At 63.1% G+C, this 15,870-nt stretch carries 12 protein-coding genes; 7 read left to right on the forward strand and 5 right to left on the reverse strand.

Annotated elements, in window-relative coordinates:
• The first annotated feature begins 12 nt into the window (after positions 1-12).
• From parE to LUB09_RS08905, 4 genes are all read left to right on the forward strand, one after another.
• The gene (gene parE, locus LUB09_RS08890; protein ID WP_231422379.1) at positions 13-1,917 is read left to right on the forward strand and encodes a DNA topoisomerase IV subunit B; all 1,905 of its coding nucleotides are present in this window, start codon (positions 13-15) and stop codon (positions 1,915-1,917) included.
• Entirely contained in the window at positions 1,917-2,912 is a 996-nt protein-coding gene (locus LUB09_RS08895) for an esterase-like activity of phytase family protein (protein ID WP_231422380.1), read from the forward strand. The genes parE and LUB09_RS08895 overlap by 1 nt, the downstream gene beginning before the upstream one ends.
• 73 nt (positions 2,913-2,985) lie before the next feature.
• The gene (gene parC, locus LUB09_RS08900) at positions 2,986-5,250 is read left to right on the forward strand and encodes a DNA topoisomerase IV subunit A (protein WP_231422381.1); all 2,265 of its coding nucleotides are present in this window, start codon (positions 2,986-2,988) and stop codon (positions 5,248-5,250) included.
• A 173-nt stretch (positions 5,251-5,423) separates the two neighbouring features.
• Complete coding sequence (locus tag LUB09_RS08905) at positions 5,424-6,134, forward strand: PqiC family protein (protein ID WP_231422382.1); 711 nt, start codon at positions 5,424-5,426, stop codon at positions 6,132-6,134.
• A 193-nt stretch (positions 6,135-6,327) separates the two neighbouring features.
• On the opposite strand, the gene LUB09_RS08910 is transcribed toward LUB09_RS08905, so the two are convergent.
• A complete protein-coding gene (locus tag LUB09_RS08910) occupies positions 6,328-7,860 on the reverse strand; it encodes an AhpA/YtjB family protein (RefSeq protein ID WP_209987857.1) in 1,533 nt (510 codons plus the stop codon).
• A 133-nt stretch (positions 7,861-7,993) separates the two neighbouring features.
• Here LUB09_RS08910 and serB point away from each other — a divergent pair, with 133 nt between their 5' ends.
• The gene (gene serB, locus LUB09_RS08915; RefSeq protein WP_209987860.1) at positions 7,994-9,208 is read left to right on the forward strand and encodes a phosphoserine phosphatase SerB; all 1,215 of its coding nucleotides are present in this window, start codon (positions 7,994-7,996) and stop codon (positions 9,206-9,208) included.
• A 71-nt stretch (positions 9,209-9,279) separates the two neighbouring features.
• Here the strand turns inward: serB and asd are convergent, their stop codons facing one another.
• From asd to LUB09_RS08930, 3 genes are read right to left on the reverse strand one after another with little or no spacing between them, the layout of a single operon-like run.
• Entirely contained in the window at positions 9,280-10,140 is an 861-nt protein-coding gene (gene asd, locus LUB09_RS08920) for an archaetidylserine decarboxylase (protein WP_209987864.1), read from the reverse strand.
• 16 nt (positions 10,141-10,156) lie between these two features.
• Positions 10,157-10,972: a rhodanese-like domain-containing protein gene (locus LUB09_RS08925; protein WP_231422383.1), complete on the reverse strand. Its 816-nt coding sequence runs from the start codon at positions 10,970-10,972 to the stop codon at positions 10,157-10,159.
• Between the two features lie 57 nt (positions 10,973-11,029).
• On the reverse strand, positions 11,030-12,565 hold the full coding sequence (locus tag LUB09_RS08930; RefSeq protein WP_231422452.1) for an HDOD domain-containing protein: 1,536 nt from the start codon (positions 12,563-12,565) through the stop codon (positions 11,030-11,032).
• A 166-nt stretch (positions 12,566-12,731) separates the two neighbouring features.
• On the opposite strand from LUB09_RS08930, the gene motA reads away from it, so the two are divergent.
• Positions 12,732-13,583 carry a flagellar motor stator protein MotA gene (motA, locus tag LUB09_RS08935; protein ID WP_003236261.1) on the forward strand — a complete coding sequence of 284 codons (852 nt, stop codon included), beginning with the start codon at positions 12,732-12,734 and terminating at the stop codon, positions 13,581-13,583.
• A 3-nt stretch (positions 13,584-13,586) separates the two neighbouring features.
• The gene (motB, locus tag LUB09_RS08940) at positions 13,587-14,603 is read left to right on the forward strand and encodes a flagellar motor protein MotB (RefSeq protein ID WP_209987870.1); all 1,017 of its coding nucleotides are present in this window, start codon (positions 13,587-13,589) and stop codon (positions 14,601-14,603) included.
• 156 nt (positions 14,604-14,759) lie between these two features.
• Here the strand turns inward: motB and rsgA are convergent, their stop codons facing one another.
• A complete protein-coding gene (gene rsgA / locus LUB09_RS08945; RefSeq protein WP_003236258.1) occupies positions 14,760-15,791 on the reverse strand; it encodes a small ribosomal subunit biogenesis GTPase RsgA in 1,032 nt (343 codons plus the stop codon).
• Positions 15,792-15,870 lie beyond the last annotated feature (79 nt).

Genomic DNA, 15,870 nt, shown 5'->3' on the forward strand with positions numbered 1-15,870 from the left:
AGACGAGACCCCATGGCCACTCCCAGCGCTAGCTCTTATAACGCAGACGCCATCGAAGTCCTCTCGGGCCTCGACCCGGTGCGCAAACGCCCCGGCATGTACACCGACACCAGTCGGCCGAACCACCTTGCCCAGGAAGTCATCGACAACAGCGTCGACGAAGCCTTGGCCGGGCACGCCAAGTCGGTGCACGTGATTCTCCACGCCGACCACTCCCTGGAAGTGTCCGACGACGGTCGTGGCATGCCGGTGGACATTCACCCCGAAGAGGGCGTGTCGGGCGTCGAGCTGATCCTCACCAAGCTGCACGCCGGTGGCAAGTTCTCCAACAAGAACTACCAGTTCTCCGGTGGCCTGCACGGCGTGGGTATTTCGGTGGTCAACGCCCTGTCCACGCAGGTCAGGGTCAAGGTCAAGCGCGACGGCAACGAGTACGAAATGACCTTTGCCGATGGCTACAAAGCCACCGAGTTGCAAGTGGTCGGCACCGTCGGCAAGCGCAACACCGGCACCAGCGTGTACTTCGCGCCGGACCCGAAATACTTCGATTCGCCGAAATTCTCCATCAGCCGCCTCAAACACGTGCTCAAGGCCAAGGCCGTGCTGTGCCCGGGCCTGCTGGTCATTTTTGAAGACAAAGGCACCGGCGAGAAGGTCGAATGGCATTACGAAGACGGCCTGCGTTCCTACCTGGAAGATTCCGTCAGCGACTTCGAGCGCCTGCCCAACGAGCCGTTCTGCGGCAGCCTGGTGGGTAATAAGGAAGCGGTCGACTGGGCGCTGCTGTGGCTGCCCGAAGGCGGCGACAGCGTGCAGGAAAGCTACGTCAACCTGATCCCCACGGCCCAGGGCGGCACCCACGTCAACGGGTTGCGCCAGGGCCTGCTCGATGCCATGCGCGAATTCTGCGAGTACCGCAGCCTGCTGCCGCGCGGTGTAAAGCTGGCGCCGGAAGACGTGTGGGAGCGCATCGCGTTCGTGCTGTCGATGAAAATGCAGGAACCGCAGTTTTCCGGGCAGACCAAAGAGCGCCTGTCGTCCCGTGAAGCGGCGGCGTTTGTTTCCGGTGTGGTCAAGGACGCCTTCAGCCTGTGGCTCAACGCACACCCGGAGCTGGGCCTGGCCCTCGCGGAACTGGCGATCAACAACGCCGGCCGTCGCCTCAAGGCCAGCAAGAAAGTCGAGCGCAAGCGCATTACCCAGGGCCCGGCACTGCCCGGCAAGCTGGCCGACTGCGCCGGGCAGGACCCGATGCGCTCCGAGCTGTTCCTGGTGGAGGGTGACTCCGCCGGCGGTTCGGCCAAGCAGGCGCGGGACAAGGAATTCCAGGCGATCCTGCCGTTGCGCGGCAAGATCCTCAACACCTGGGAAGTCGATGGCAGCGAAGTGCTCGCCAGCCAGGAAGTGCACAACATCGCTGTGGCCATCGGCGTCGATCCGGGCGCGGCGGACATGAGCCAACTGCGCTACGGCAAGATCTGCATCCTCGCCGACGCCGACTCCGATGGCCTGCACATCGCCACCCTGCTATGCGCGCTGTTCGTGCAGCACTTCCGCCCGCTGGTGGATGCCGGTCACGTGTACGTCGCCATGCCGCCGCTGTACCGCATCGACCTTGGCAAGGAGATTTTCTACGCACTGGACGAAGCCGAGCGCGACGGCATCCTCGACCGCCTGGTGGCCGAGAAGAAACGCGGCAAGCCACAGGTCACGCGATTCAAGGGCCTGGGCGAAATGAACCCGCCGCAACTGCGCGAAACCACCATGGACCCCAACACCCGGCGTCTGGTGCAGTTGACCCTGGAAGACTTCGCCGGCACGTCGGAAATGATGGACATGTTGCTGGCAAAAAAACGCGCTCCGGATCGCAAAGCCTGGCTGGAATCCAAGGGCAACCTGGCCGAGGTGCTGGGCTGATGCGCACAGGCATCGCCCTGGCGATCCTGATGGTGAGCGGGCTGGCGGCCAGCGAAGCACTGGCCGCCCCCGTGGCTGAGCTCAAACTGGTGTCCGAACACGCCGTGGACGGCATGCGCGGCGGTAACCTGTCGGGCCTGGCGCTGTGCGGCAAGGATTTGTGGACGGTGTCCGACCGCGACGACGAGCAGATCTATCGCCTGGATATCAGCGCGCCCGTGTGGCAGGCCGAAACGGTAAAGATCGAGGTGCCGCCGGTGCCCGAGTCCGGTTTGCCCTGGGGCTTGCGCTCGCGCACCACGGCGGCGTCGTTCATTCGCGGCGGCGACCTGGATTTTGAAGGCATCAGCTGTGATGCCGCAGGTAACCGCTACATCGTCAGCGAAGCCCATGCGGCGGTGCTGCAGGTACCGGTGGAAGGTGCGCCGCAATGGCTGCAGATCGCCCCGCGCATGGTGCGCGAAGCGCGGGCCAGCGGCATGTTGCTGCACTTCAATGCGCTGTTTGAAGGCCTGGCGGTGAACCCCGAGGGCAACCAGATCTGGCTCGCCGCCGAGCGTGAGCGGCGCGGGATGATGTCCATCAAGCGCCCGCATAGCCTGTGGGACTGTGACGGCGCCTGCGTGTTGCTCAGCGAAGCCGGCCAGGAAGTGCAGCCGGCCCAGTTCACCAACGCGAAGGCGGTGTCCAGGGATTTTGCCGACCTGGCGCTGTTCAAGGGCAAGCTGTTCACCCTTGAGCGCAATGCGTTCCAGATCTGCCGGCGTGACGCGGTTACGGCCAAGGTCGAGCTGTGCTGGTCGTTTGCCGACGAAACCCTCAAGCCCGAGCGGCGCTACGCCCAGCCCTATGGCCTGGCCGAAGCCCTGGTAATTGACGAAGACGGTGCCTGGTTGGGCATCGACAACAACTTCGGCCCGCGCGCCGATGGTGAAAAACGCCCGGTGGTCTACCGTTTTGCCGCCCCGGCCGGTGGCTGGAGTGCCCAGCCATGAACCACCAAACACTTGAATTGACCCGGCGCAGTGGCCTTGCCACCGCGCCTTACCAGACCATGATGAGGCCCGCATGAGTGACATCCTCGCAGACAGCTTAGATGGCGTAGAACGCCGATCGCTGGCTGACTTCACCGAAAATGCCTACCTCAACTACTCCATGTACGTGATCATGGACCGGGCCCTGCCGCATATCGGCGACGGCCTCAAGCCCGTGCAGCGTCGCATCATCTACGCCATGAGTGAGTTGGGCCTGGACGCCGATTCCAAGCACAAGAAGTCGGCGCGTACCGTCGGTGACGTGCTCGGCAAGTTCCACCCCCACGGCGACTCGGCGTGCTATGAAGCGATGGTGCTGATGGCCCAGCCGTTCAGCTACCGCTACACGTTGGTGGACGGCCAGGGCAACTGGGGGGCGCCGGATGATCCCAAGTCCTTCGCGGCCATGCGTTACACCGAAGCGCGCCTGTCGCGCTATTCCGAAGTGCTGCTCAGCGAGTTGGGCCAGGGCACGGCGACCTGGGGGCCGAACTTCGACGGCACCCTCGACGAACCGCTGGTGTTGCCGGCACGTTTGCCGAATATCCTGCTTAATGGCACCACTGGCATCGCGGTCGGCATGGCCACTGACGTGCCACCGCACAACCTGCGCGAAGTCTCCACCGCCTGCGTGCGTCTGCTCGATGAGCCCAAGGCCACGGTCGAACAGCTGTGCGAGCATATTCAGGGCCCGGACTACCCGACCGAAGCGGAAATCATCACGCCGCGCGCCGACCTGCTGAAGATGTACGAGACCGGCAAGGGCTCGGTGCGCATGCGCGCCGTGTACCACGTCGAAGACGGCGACATTATTGTCACCGCGCTGCCGCATCAGGTCTCCGGGGCCAAGGTACTGGAGCAGATTGCCGCGCTGATGCAGGCCAAGCCGTCGAAACTGCCGCAGGTTGCCGACCTGCGTGACGAGTCCGACCACGAAAACCCGTGCCGCATCGTGATCATCCCGACCAACAGCCGGGTCGATCATGAAGTGCTGATGCAGCATCTGTTCGCCAGCACCGACCTGGAGTCCAGCTACCGGGTCAACGTCAACATCATCGGCCTGGACGGCAAGCCGCAGCTGAAAAACCTGCGCAACCTGCTGGTGGAATGGCTGGAGTTCCGCGTGCAGACCGTGCGTCGCCGTCTGCAATTCCGCCTCGACAAGGTCGAGCGCCGCCTGCACCTGTTGGACGGTTTGCTGATCGCCTACCTCAACCTGGATGAAGTGATCCATATCATCCGTACCGCCGAGCACCCGAAAGCCGAGCTGATCGCGCGTTTCGAACTGAGCGAGATCCAGGCCGACTACATCCTCGACACCCGCTTGCGCCAGTTGGCGCGACTGGAAGAAATGAAGCTGCGCGACGAGCAGGATGCGCTGCTCAAGGAACAGGCCAAGCTGCAAGCGCTGCTGGGCAGCGAAGCCAAGCTCAAGAAGCTGGTGCGCAGCGAGCTGATCAAGGACGCTGAAACCTACGGCGACGACCGCCGCTCGCCGATTGTCGAGCGCGCCGAGGCCAAAGCCCTGACAGAAACCGAGCTGTTGCCGAACGAGAAAATTACCGTCGTTTTGTCGGAAAAGGGCTGGGTTCGTTCCGCCAAGGGGCATGATATTGACGCTACAGGCCTGTCCTACAAGGCCGGCGATGGCTTCAAGACCGCTGCGGCCGGGCGTTCCAACCAGTTTGCGGTGTTTATCGACTCAACCGGGCGCAGCTATTCAGTGCCGGCCCACACCTTGCCGTCTGCACGCGGGCAGGGCGAGCCGCTGACCGGGCGCCTGACGCCGCCGCCGGGGGCGAATTTCGAGTGTGTGCTGCTGCCCGATGACGACTCGCTGTATGTGATCGCGTCCGACGCCGGCTACGGTTTCGTGGTCAAGGGGGAAGACCTGCAGGCCAAGAACAAGGCGGGCAAGGCGCTGCTGAGCCTGCCGAACAACGCCAAGGTGATTCTGCCGCGTCCGGTGGACAATCGTGAAAGCAACTGGCTGGCCTCGGTGACCACCGAAGGGCGTCTGCTGGTGTTCAAGATCAGCGATCTGCCGCAGTTGGGCAAAGGCAAGGGCAACAAGATCATTGGTATTCCAGGGGAGCGGGTGGCCAGTCGCGAAGAATACGTGACCGACATCGCGGTGATCCCTGAAGGTTCCACCCTGGTGCTCCAGGCCGGCAAGCGCACGTTGTCGCTGCGCCCTGACGACCTGGAACATTACAAGGGGGAGCGCGGTCGCCGTGGTAACAAATTGCCACGTGGCTTCCAGCGTGTGGATGCTTTGCTCGTGGAAACGCCCGTTTAACGCGGTTTAGAGCCCTTGATCTACGATTTAACCGGTAGATCGGTGCTTTGGCGCTGGAGTCATGGCGCATATTCACGGATGATATGGCCTTTCCAGCGCCGGCGTGGCCGAGCGTGTTTAGGTTATTTTTAGTATTACATTGTGGTTCGCCTTGTGGCAGCCACCTGGATGGGATGATGACTGCTCCACGCCTTCCTCTATTTTTGATGCTCGCTGGCCTATTGGGGCTGGCGGGTTGCAGCACGCACCAGCCGGTGTCGCTGTACCAGCTGGACAGCGGAAGTCCGGCTCAGCCGGCACAAACTGCTGGCATGGCTGTATTACTGGGTCCGGTGGTGGTTGCCGACTACCTGCAACGCGAAACCCTGCTGCAACGTCAGAGCGACGGCAGCCTGCAAGGTTCCCTGGATGGTCGTTGGGCGGGCAGCCTGTCGTCCGACATCAACCAGTTGATGCTGCGCCAGGTGGCCGGTCAGCTCGACAGCCAGCGTGTGGTACTGGCGCCTGCGCCCACCGGCTTCGCCCCGGATGTGCAGGTGCTGTTGACCATCACCCGGCTTGACTCCGGCAAGTCGCAGCCGGCGATCCTCGATGCGCAGTGGCGTTTGATCGACCGCCGTGGTCAGGTGCGCGATAACCGCATCGTGCACCTGCAGGAAGAGCATGCCGGCACCACCGCGTCCCAGGTCCAGGCTCAGGGCGTGTTGTTGCAGCAGTTGGCGCAGCAGTTGTCGGTGGCTCTCAAGCCATTGGCCAACCAGCCGCCGATTGCCGAAGCCACGCGCAGGCAAGCACCCGCGCAGGCCAAGCCGGCCGCGCCGGAAAAGCCGAAGATGCCGATGGCCACGCCGATTCGTACGGATATGGAAGTGTTCAGGTTCTGAGCCAAAACCGCTTCAACAAAAAGGCCCGCTGAGTAAGCGGGCCTTTTGTTTGGCCAGGATTCAAGTCCTGGCACCCAGGCAAATGTGAGAGGGGGCTTGCTCCCGATAGCAGTCGGTCAGTCAACTCATCGGTGACTGATACACCGTTATCGGGAGCAAGCCCCCCTCCCACATTGTGGTTTTACCGTGTTGTTCAGGGCTTGCTACGGGTCTCATGCATCCGCGCCAGCTGCCGCTCCAGCATCGATGGGTACGGCTCCATCAACCGCTCCACGCAGCTCGCTCCCTCAGGGCTGGCAATCGGGCGAATGCGCGCGCGCTGGCGGATCAGCCCGTCTTCACTGATCTTGCGTTCCACCAGCAGCAGGTTGCGGCTGTGCTGGGACAGCGCCAGCGCATCCTGGGCGATTTCGGTCAGCAGCAAGTCGATCTGGCTCATGCCGAACAGATCGTCGCCGACCGTCAGGCCCAGCTGCAATTGCAGGGTTATGCCGCTGTCGGCCACTTCGATCTGCAGTTCATGCCCCAGGGCGCGCAGCAGCTCACCGCAGCAAATGGCATTGGTCAGGTAGTCCTCACCGCTGTCTTCGCTGTGGAACAGCATCAGCGTGCTGCCGTCGTTCAGGGTGTGCAGCTCGCTCTGGTACAACGAGGCAGCCTGATCGAGGCAATCGCGGTAGCGTTCCAGCAGTTCGGTCAGGCGTGCGCGGGGCAGGCGGCGCAGTTGCTCCTGAGAGCCCAGTTGCACGGCGAGTACGGCGCTGTGCTGCGGTTCGGTGTTTTTCACCACCGCCGCTTTTGGCGCCACGGCAGGACTGGCAGCCGACGTGTCGCGCAGGTCGGCGAACGGGTCTTCGTCGTCCAGTTCGTCTTCCTGGGCTCTGATCACCTGGCGCGGTGCTGGTTTGGCGCTGGCGACCGGGGCGCTTTCGTCAAAGCCTGGGTCGCGCAGGTCGCGTACTTCAAACTCGGGTTCGTCGTCGTAATCGGTGTCGTCGTATTCGGGCTCGGGTTCAACCTCGGGCACCACCGGTTCCGGCGCAAAGCTTGCGTGGAGCTGGCGCGCGAGGTCGCCGATTTCATCCTGGCGGTCGGTGGCCGGGGTGTGCTCGTCGATATCGCGCAGCCAGATGCGCAGTTGCATCAACGGCGTGGAGATATGCCGCCCCAGGCGCAGGCTCAAGGCCAGCGCCAGCGCCAGCAGAATCGCGCTGAGGATGCCCATGCTTTGCAGGCTGATGGTCATCGGCTGCTGGAATTGCTGCATGTCCAGGCTGATGCGCAACTGGCCGGCCTTCACATCCTGAAACGTGATATTGCTCTGGTACAGACCTTCGGCTTCGCCCAGCAGGCCGTTCTTCGGGCGTTGCCCGGCTTCGGCCATGATCCGGTTGTCCACGCTGTAGATGGCGGCATGGGCCACCAGCGGGTTCTTGGTCAGGTTGTTGAGCAGCACGTTGAGGCTGAGGATGTCGTTGGACACCAGCAGCTCGGTCGCCGAGGTGGCGGTCTGGGTCGTCAGGCTCTCGCCCAGGGCGTCAGCCTGCTCGTGCATGGCCTGCTTGAACTGCAAGCCCATCACGCAGGCGTAGATCACCAGGGCCAGAGCGACCAGGATCACGTTATGGCTGGCGATGCGTAATGCTATCGGCACACGGCGATGGCGCAGTGCCCGGAAGATCAGCAGGAAGAAGTTATCGGTTTTTACTGGCGTGGGCCGGTTCACTTGCGCTCGGCTCTTGGTCCGTGAAGTTGACGCGCAGTATAGCGACAGGCCCTGTACCGGCAAAGCGCTCGCTGTGCCCGATGGTCACTGAAAGTGGGTAGAATGCGGTTTTTTTCCAGCCTGGGGGTGCGCCTTGCGCGAAATTGTCCTGATAAACATCACCGGCGTTGACCGCCCGGGTCTTACCGCGGCCATTACCGGCGTTCTGGCCCAGGGTGGTGTGAACATTCTCGACATCGGCCAAGCCGTGATTCACGACACCCTGTCGTTCGGCATCCTGGTGGAAATCCCGAGCGAAGAACAGGCTGCGTCCCTGCGTACGCAAATCCTGTCTACCGCGCAAACACTGGATCAACAGGTGCGTTTTACCCCGCTGTCCGAAGCGGATTACCAGCACTGGGTGGACGGCCAGCGTGATAAGCGCCACATCGTTACGTTGCTGAGCCGCAAGGTCACGGCCGAGCAGTTGCAGCGCGTCAGCGCGATCACCGCCCATCACGCTTTGAATATCGACCATATCGACCGCCTGTCGCGGCGCATGCCCCTGGACACGTCGACCGACCTGGGCAAGGGCTGCATCGAGTTCTCCGTGCGCGGCGAACCGGCCGACCCGCAGGCCCTGCGTGCTGAGTTCCTCAGTGCGGCGCAGGAATTGAATATCGATATCGCCTTCCAGGAAGACTCGCTGTACCGGCGCAACCGCCGTCTGGCGGTGTTCGACATGGACTCCACGCTGATCGAGGCCGAAGTCATCGACGAACTGGCCAAGGCCGCCGGCGTGGGCGAACAGGTCTCGGCCATCACCGAGCGTGCCATGGCCGGCGAGCTGGATTTTCGCGCCAGCTTCAAGGAACGCCTGGCGTTGCTCAAAGGGCTGGATGTCAGCGTGCTGGACGCCATCGGCGCTTCGCTGCGCCTGACCGAAGGCGCCGAAATCCTGTTCGCCGAACTCAAGCGACTGGGCTACAAGACCGCGATCCTGTCCGGCGGCTTCACCTACTTTGCCAGGCAATTGCAGGTCAAGCTGGGCATCGACTATGTGTTCGCCAACGAGCTGGAAGTGGAGGACGGCAAAGTGACCGGCGTGGCGGTCGAGCCGATTGTCGACGCGCAGCGCAAGGCTGATTTGCTCAGGGAGTTGGCGCACAAGGAAGGTTTGCGACTGGAACAGACCATTGCGGTGGGCGACGGCGCGAATGACTTGCCGATGCTGGCGATTGCTGGCCTGGGTGTGGCGTTCCGCGCCAAGCCGTTGGTGAAGCAGTCGGCCAAACAGGCGATTTCGACGCTGGGGCTGGATGGGGTGTTGTATCTGCTGGGCTTTCGCGAACGCGACGGGCAGGGTTAAGCGGTTTCCAACTGCAGACATGCAGTAAAGATGTGGGAGGGGGCTTGCTCCCTCCCACATTCAGAGCGGTGTCAGGCTTTGGGTGAGCCGATACCCTGGCCCATCTGCACCGGCGAGCCGGCCACCAATTCCTGCGCCCACTTCACCTGGTCGGGCCCAAACAGCACAATCGCCGTCGAACCCAGCTTGAAGCGGCCCAATTCAGCGCCTTTCTCCAAATGAATCGGCGCCCGCGCGGCTTCGTCATAACGGAAGGTTTTCAGCTCACGCTTGGGCGGCGTAACCAGGCCTGCCCACACGGTCTCAATCGACGCCACAATCATCGCGCCGACCAGCACTACCGCCATCGGGCCGCGCTCTGTGTCGAAAATGCAGGCAACACGTTCGTTACGCGCAAACAGCTCGGGCACGTTTTCGGCGGTGGTCTGGTTCACCGAGAAGATGCGCCCCGGAATGTAGACCATCTCGCGCAGGGTGCCGGCCAGTGGCATGTGCACCCGGTGGTAGTCCTTGGGTGACAGGTACACGGTGGCGAAGTCACCGCCCATGAACGGCGCAGCCACGGCCGCGTCACCGCCCAGCAGCTCCAGCACGCTGAAGCTGTGGCCCTTGGCCTGGAAGACCCGGCCGTGTTCGATCGGGCCAAGCTGGCTGACCGCGCCGTCGGCCGGGCTCAACACCGCGCCCGGCGTCTGGTCCAGTGGGCGCGCGCCGTCTTTCAAGGCACGCGTGAAGAAGGCGTTGAAGTGCTCGTAAGCCGTCACGTCTTCCACCAGGGCCTGGGACATGTCCACCTGATAGCGCTTGGCGAACCAGGTGGTGAAGGCATTCTTGAACCAGCGCACACGGCACTCGGCAATGCAGCCGGCCAGGCGCGACAGCAAGTGGTGCGGCAGCAAGTACTGGCTGAGGATAAACAACTGCTTTTTCATTAACTGTCCTTAAACCTTAAATCTCAACGGGGGTGTCGGGGTGGTTGCCCCATTCGCCCCAGGAACCGGCATAACCTTTGACTCGCGGATAACCGAGCGCCTTGGCCACCAGGTAGGTGAAGCCAGAGCGGTGGTGAGTCTGGCAGTGGGTGATGATTTCCTTGTCGCGGGTAAGCCCCAGGTCTTCGAGGATCTGCGGCATGTCGCGGCGAATGCGCAGGTTGCGCGCCTTGTCCATGCCGGCGGTCCATTCGAAGTTGACGGCGCCGGGGATGTGCCCGCCCTTGGCTGCCAGCACCTTTTCGCCGGAATACTCCAGCGGGCCGCGTGCGTCCCAGATGCCCAGATCGGCAGCGCCGAGGCGGCTTTGCAGGTATTCGCGGGTGGCGGTGGGGCCGTCGTGCAGTGTGAGGCTGACCGGGCCGCCAGCCGGGGCGGGTGCCTCGGTGGACAGCGGGTAGTGTGCTTCCAGCCAGGCCAGCAGGCCGCCATCGAGGTAGTGGTACTTCTGGTGGCCGATCACGTCGAGCAGCCAGATGAAGCGCCCGGCCCAACCGCCGCCTTCGTCGTCGTAGACCACGTAGGTGGCGTCCGGGGTGTGGCCCAGTTCGCCGAACAGCTTCTCCAGTTCGGCCTTGTCCGGCAGCAGGCCCGGTGCCGGTGGCTGGCCCAGTTGGGTGCGTTTGGGGTCAACGAAATGCGCGCCGGGAATATGCCCTTCGGCGTAGCGGGCGGCACTGGTGAGGTCCACCACAATCAGGTGCTCGGCATCCAGTTGACCAAGCAGGTCGCTGGACTCGATCACCAGCGGCAAGCCAGAGAAGTCAGGCATGTGAGGTCTCCTGGGCACAAAAGTGGGTGATAAAGGAGGGCGATTGTAGCGCAAGCATCAGGCGCTGCGGTTGGTAAAGCAGTGCAGGGCTTTCTCGACGCATTGGGCGGTTTTGCCGAAGGCCTGCACGGTGGTTTCCGAAAACGGCCCGCCGCCCTGGTCGGCGATCATCAGCATCACCACCTTGCCATTGCAGCTCAGCGAGCGCAGCAGCAGGTGTTCGCCAGCGAACAGGCGGCGCAGGATCGGCGGCAGCAGGGCCGAGAATTGCGCATGGTTGTCGGGCGTAAGGCGCACCTGGGCGGACTTCTCCAGCAAGCGCTGCAGCAGCGTGCTGTTGACCACGTCCAGGCTCAGGTTGGCCGCGTCCCGGGGCAGGCCGTCAACCTGATGCACGCGCAAGGTGCTCTGGGCGCGATCCGTCATCATCAGCATCACCCGCTGCATGCCGCTGGCCACCAGCGCGTCCCGGGCGCAGGTGGTCAGGTGCATGGCGTTGGCGAAGCGGCTCGGCTCCAGCAACAACTCGGTGCAGTGCCTGCGCCACACAGCGAGGGCTTCGGCGGTGGGCGGTGGCGCCGGCAGCAGGCCGCGATGGACCTTCTGCACATGCCACGGCCAGATCAGCGACAGCGCCGGGTGCCAGAGGTCGGGCATCAAGGTGGTACGGGCGCTGGTGACGGCCTGCTGGTGAGCCTGTTGCTGCACATCGGCCAGCGGCTGTTGCAGGTACAGCGCGGTGAGGTATTGCCAGCGCTCGGCGTGTGGGCAGGTCCAGGACTCCTGGGCCGACATCGCCAGGCCGTTGGCCAGTAGCACGGTATTGGCCGGCTGGTTGAGCCAGCGACGCAGGTTGGGTTCGGCGTCGAGCAATTGCTGGTGGCGCAGTGCGTCATCCTCGCGGGCGATGCGCAAGGCCTTGACCAGCAGGCGTTTCTCGTTGCGCAGCAAGGTATAACCCTGGGACACCCAGACCGGCAGGTGCCAGGCTTCGGTCAGGCCCAGGCACAGGTCCAGAAGGCGCACGCCGAACACCTGTTGCTCCACCGCGCGGGCGCTCTCGCCTTTATGGATAACCCGCAGCTCCCATTCTTCCAGCAGCTTGGGATAGGCCACGGCCATCGGCCACAGCGGTGACAGAAACAGCAGGCTGCCCCAATGAATGTCCTGCCACAGGCGCGCCAGGCGGCTGGCGAACAAGCCGCTGGCCTGCTGGGACGCGTGCTGGCTCACCAGCAGCAATTGGCGCAAGGCCAGCGGGATGTCCTGGGCGGGCACCGAGGGCAGCCGCGCGAGCAGTTCTTCGGCGCGCTTGAGGCCCAGGCGGTTGAGCGCCACTTCTAGGTTTTCTGCCGGTTCCGTCATGCTGCCCTGGGTGTGGCCATTGGCTTCGCGCATCACGCTGAGCACCAGCGCCGGGCTGTTCTGCATCAGCTCGGCAATATCTCGCAACGAACTGCGGCTGTCGCGAATGGCCTTGCACACGCGCTCATGGGCGGCCTGCGGCACGGGCAGCAGCACATCGTCCAGGCGCTTGATCCAGGCGGCGAGGGTGGCGGGTTTGGCACTTGGGACGCTGGTTTCATTAGCCATCATTGGGGCGTGATCATCACTTGCGTTCAATACGCCCGGAACGGGCTGAGTTGGCTTTTCGCCTTAACGGGCTATAGTCTGGCGCAGTTTTGCCGATAAGTAGAACAAGAGTTTTCAGCTGCACCCACTATGTCCATGAACCCGACGGCGCAAGTACAGATCCCCTATGGCTAAAATTATCGGCATCATTGTCGTCATCGCAAGTGTGCTCGGTGGGTACGTCTTGTCCCACGGTAAAATTGCCGCGTTGATCCAGCCTTTCGAAGTGCTGATTATCGGCGGTGCTGCGTTTGGCGCATTCCTGCAGGCCAACCCCGGCTACATGACCATGCACGTGATCAAGAAATCGGTGGGCATGTTCGGCTCGCGCTTTTCTCACACCTTCTATCTGGATGTGCTGGGTCTGGTCTACGAGATCCTCAACAAGAGTCGTCGCGAAGGCATGATGGCCATTGAAGGCGATATCGAAGACGCCGCGGCCAGCCCGATTTTCGCCAAGTACCCGACGGTGCTCAAGGACGAGCGCCTGACCGCCTATATCTGTGATTACCTGCGCATCATGTCCTCCGGCAACATGGCTCCCCACGAACTCGAAGGCCTGTTCGACATGGAGCTGTTCAGCCTCAAGGAAGAGCTGGAGCATCCATCCCATGCCGTGACCGGCGTCGCCGACGGCATGCCCGGTTTCGGTATCGTTGCGGCAGTGCTTGGCATCGTGGTGACCATGGCTTCTCTCGGCGAAGGTGACCAGGCGGCCATTGGCATGCACGTCGGCGCGGCGCTGGTGGGCACCTTCTTCGGTATCCTGGCGGCCTACGGCTTCTTCGGTCCGCTCGCCACCTGCCTGGCCCACGACGCCAAGGAAGAAGTGAATCTGTACGAAGCGATCAAGGCCAGCCTGGTGGCGTCGGCGTCCGGCATGCCGCCGTCGCTGGCCGTGGAGTTCGGGCGCAAGGTGCTCTACCCCAAACATCGCCCGAGTTTCTCCGAGCTGGAGCAAGCGGTTCGCGGTCGCTAAGCCATGGAAAACAACCAGCCGATAATCATCAAGCGCGTCAAGCGCTTCGCTGCGGGGCACCATGGTGGCGCCTGGAAGATCGCCTTCGCCGACTTTGCCACGGCGATGATGGCGTTCTTCCTGGTGCTATGGCTGATGTCCACCGCCACGCCGGAACAGAAGATCGCCATTGCCGGTTACTTCAAGGACCCGATCGGCTTCTCGGAAAGCGGCACGCCCTTTGTGATCGACCTGGGTGGATCACCGCAGTTGGCGCCGGAGCGCACCATCAACCCGGAGGTGCAGACCGAGTCGCCGCAGGACAAGATTCCCGTGGAGCGCGATACCGTCGAGAGCATGGCCGAACAGGTCGAGCAGGAACGCCTCGAACTGTTGCTGCAGGAGTTGCAGAACAAGGTTGAAGAAAACCCGCAGTTGCTCAAGTTCAAGGATCAGATTTCGTTCGAAATTACCCCGGAAGGCCTGCGCATCCAGATCACCGACGCCGCCAATCGGCCGATGTTCGACTCCGGCAGCGCACGCCTCAAACCGTACTTTGAAGACATCCTGCTGGCCATGGCCGACACCATCAAGGCGGTGCCGAACAAGATCAGCATCAGCGGCCATACCGACGCCAAGCCTTACGCGGGCCAGGGCGACTTCGGCAACTGGGAGCTGTCGGCCAACCGTGCCAACGCCGCCCGGCGTGCGCTGGTCGCCGGCAGTTATCCGGACCCGCAAGTGGCGCGCGTGGTGGGGTTTGCCTCCTCGCAGCTGTTTGATCACAAGGACCCCTTCAATCCGGTCAACCGCCGCATCGATATCGTCGTACTGACCAAAAAGGCCCAGCGCGCGATTGAAGGCGATCAGCCGCCACCGGCACCCGCCCAGGGTGAAGGCGCACCGGGTGAAGTGCCCACCGACCCGAATGCGATTGCGCCGGGGCAGGAGCCGTTACCGGCCCATGAACTGCGCCAGAAGCTGAATTTGTTCGATGACGGTGGGGTGAAGGATCCGACGGTGCCTGGGACGGGTTCATAGCTAAATAGGCTGTGGCTTATTGTGGCGAGCAGGCTTGTCCTGCGTTTGGCTGCGCAGCAGCCCCAAAGCCTGATGAATCATTTCTGGAATAAATAAGCCGTTTGGATGAGGGCTGCTGCGCAGCCCGGCGCGGGGCAAGCCCGCTCGCCAATACGTTCAGTAACTGCTCTCAGGCAAGCTCGCAATAATCGACCGATAGCTGTTCATCCGCTGCTGCTGCACACGTCCGTCTTCCAGTGCCTTGAGCAACGCACACCCAGGTTCGCGGTCGTGTTTGCAGTCGCGGAAGCGGCAGGTACCGATCAGGTCGTTGAACTCGATAAAACCCGCTTCCACATCGCTGCGGCTAACGTGGCCCAGGCCGAATTCACGAATGCCGGGGGAGTCGATCAACTCGCCGCCGCCCGGGAAGTGGAACAAGCGTGCGGTGGTGGTGGTGTGCGTGCCCTGGCCGGACAGCTCCGACAGCGGGCCGACGCGGGTGTCGACTTCCGGCAGCAGGCTGTTGACCAGCGACGACTTGCCCACGCCCGATTGGCCGACGAACACGCTGATACGCCCGTCTAGCTGCTGTTGCAGTTGTTCCATGCCGTCGCCGTGATGGGCCGACACTTCCAGCACCGGGTAACCCAGGGTGCGGTACACCGCCAGCAGCGCGTTGAGCGCGGGGGCGTTCTGATCGTCGATCAAGTCGAATTTGTTCAGCAGCAGCAGCGGGCGAATGCCGGCATGCTCGGCCGCGACCAGGTAGCGGTCGATCAGGTTGGCATGGGGCTCGGGCAGCGGGGCGAACACGATCACGATCATGTCGACGTTGGCTGCCACAGGCTTGAGCTGACCACGGCTGTCGGGACGGCGCAGCTCGGTGGTGCGCGGCAGTTGCGCGACGATGACGCCGATGCCCTGGTTGCCGGCACGCCACACGACCTTGTCGCCAGTGACCAGCGCCGGCAGGTTGGCGCGCAAGTGGCAACGTGACACTGAGCCGGCGAGTTCGCCTTCCAGCGCCTCCACTTCGACCTGCACACCAAAGTGCGCGATCACCAGGCCCGTCTGTTCCGGGCCGAGGTCGCCACCCTCGAGTGCTTCCACGGCGGAGGATTCACGTTTGGCGGCGCGCGCGGCGCGTTCGCCTTGAATCTTTTCGATGCGCCAGTTTTGGCGACGATTGAGCTGGCGTTTGGCCATTGGTGTTCCGTGTCGATAATGCAAAGATAGGGTGAAACGGTCGCGAGTCTAGCACGCCGCCGCCTGCTAAACTGCGCGG

Origin of the sequence: Pseudomonas sp. Leaf59 (assembly GCF_920984685.1) — a bacterium.
Lineage (GTDB): Bacteria > Pseudomonadota > Gammaproteobacteria > Pseudomonadales > Pseudomonadaceae > Aquipseudomonas.

Coding starts and splice junctions, on each gene's coding strand:
- LUB09_RS08930 (WP_231422452.1), bottom strand. CDS start 12,565: ATGGCTAATGAAACCAGCGTCCCAAGTGCCAAACCCGCCACCCTCGCC.
- parC (WP_231422381.1), top strand. CDS start 2,986: ATGAGTGACATCCTCGCAGACAGCTTAGATGGCGTAGAACGCCGATCG.
- motB (WP_209987870.1), top strand. CDS start 13,587: ATGGAAAACAACCAGCCGATAATCATCAAGCGCGTCAAGCGCTTCGCT.
- LUB09_RS08925 (WP_231422383.1), bottom strand. CDS start 10,972: ATGCCTGACTTCTCTGGCTTGCCGCTGGTGATCGAGTCCAGCGACCTG.
- asd (WP_209987864.1), bottom strand. CDS start 10,140: ATGAAAAAGCAGTTGTTTATCCTCAGCCAGTACTTGCTGCCGCACCAC.
- LUB09_RS08895 (WP_231422380.1), top strand. CDS start 1,917: ATGCGCACAGGCATCGCCCTGGCGATCCTGATGGTGAGCGGGCTGGCG.
- rsgA (WP_003236258.1), bottom strand. CDS start 15,791: ATGGCCAAACGCCAGCTCAATCGTCGCCAAAACTGGCGCATCGAAAAG.
- parE (WP_231422379.1), top strand. CDS start 13: ATGGCCACTCCCAGCGCTAGCTCTTATAACGCAGACGCCATCGAAGTC.
- motA (WP_003236261.1), top strand. CDS start 12,732: ATGGCTAAAATTATCGGCATCATTGTCGTCATCGCAAGTGTGCTCGGT.
- LUB09_RS08905 (WP_231422382.1), top strand. CDS start 5,424: ATGATGACTGCTCCACGCCTTCCTCTATTTTTGATGCTCGCTGGCCTA.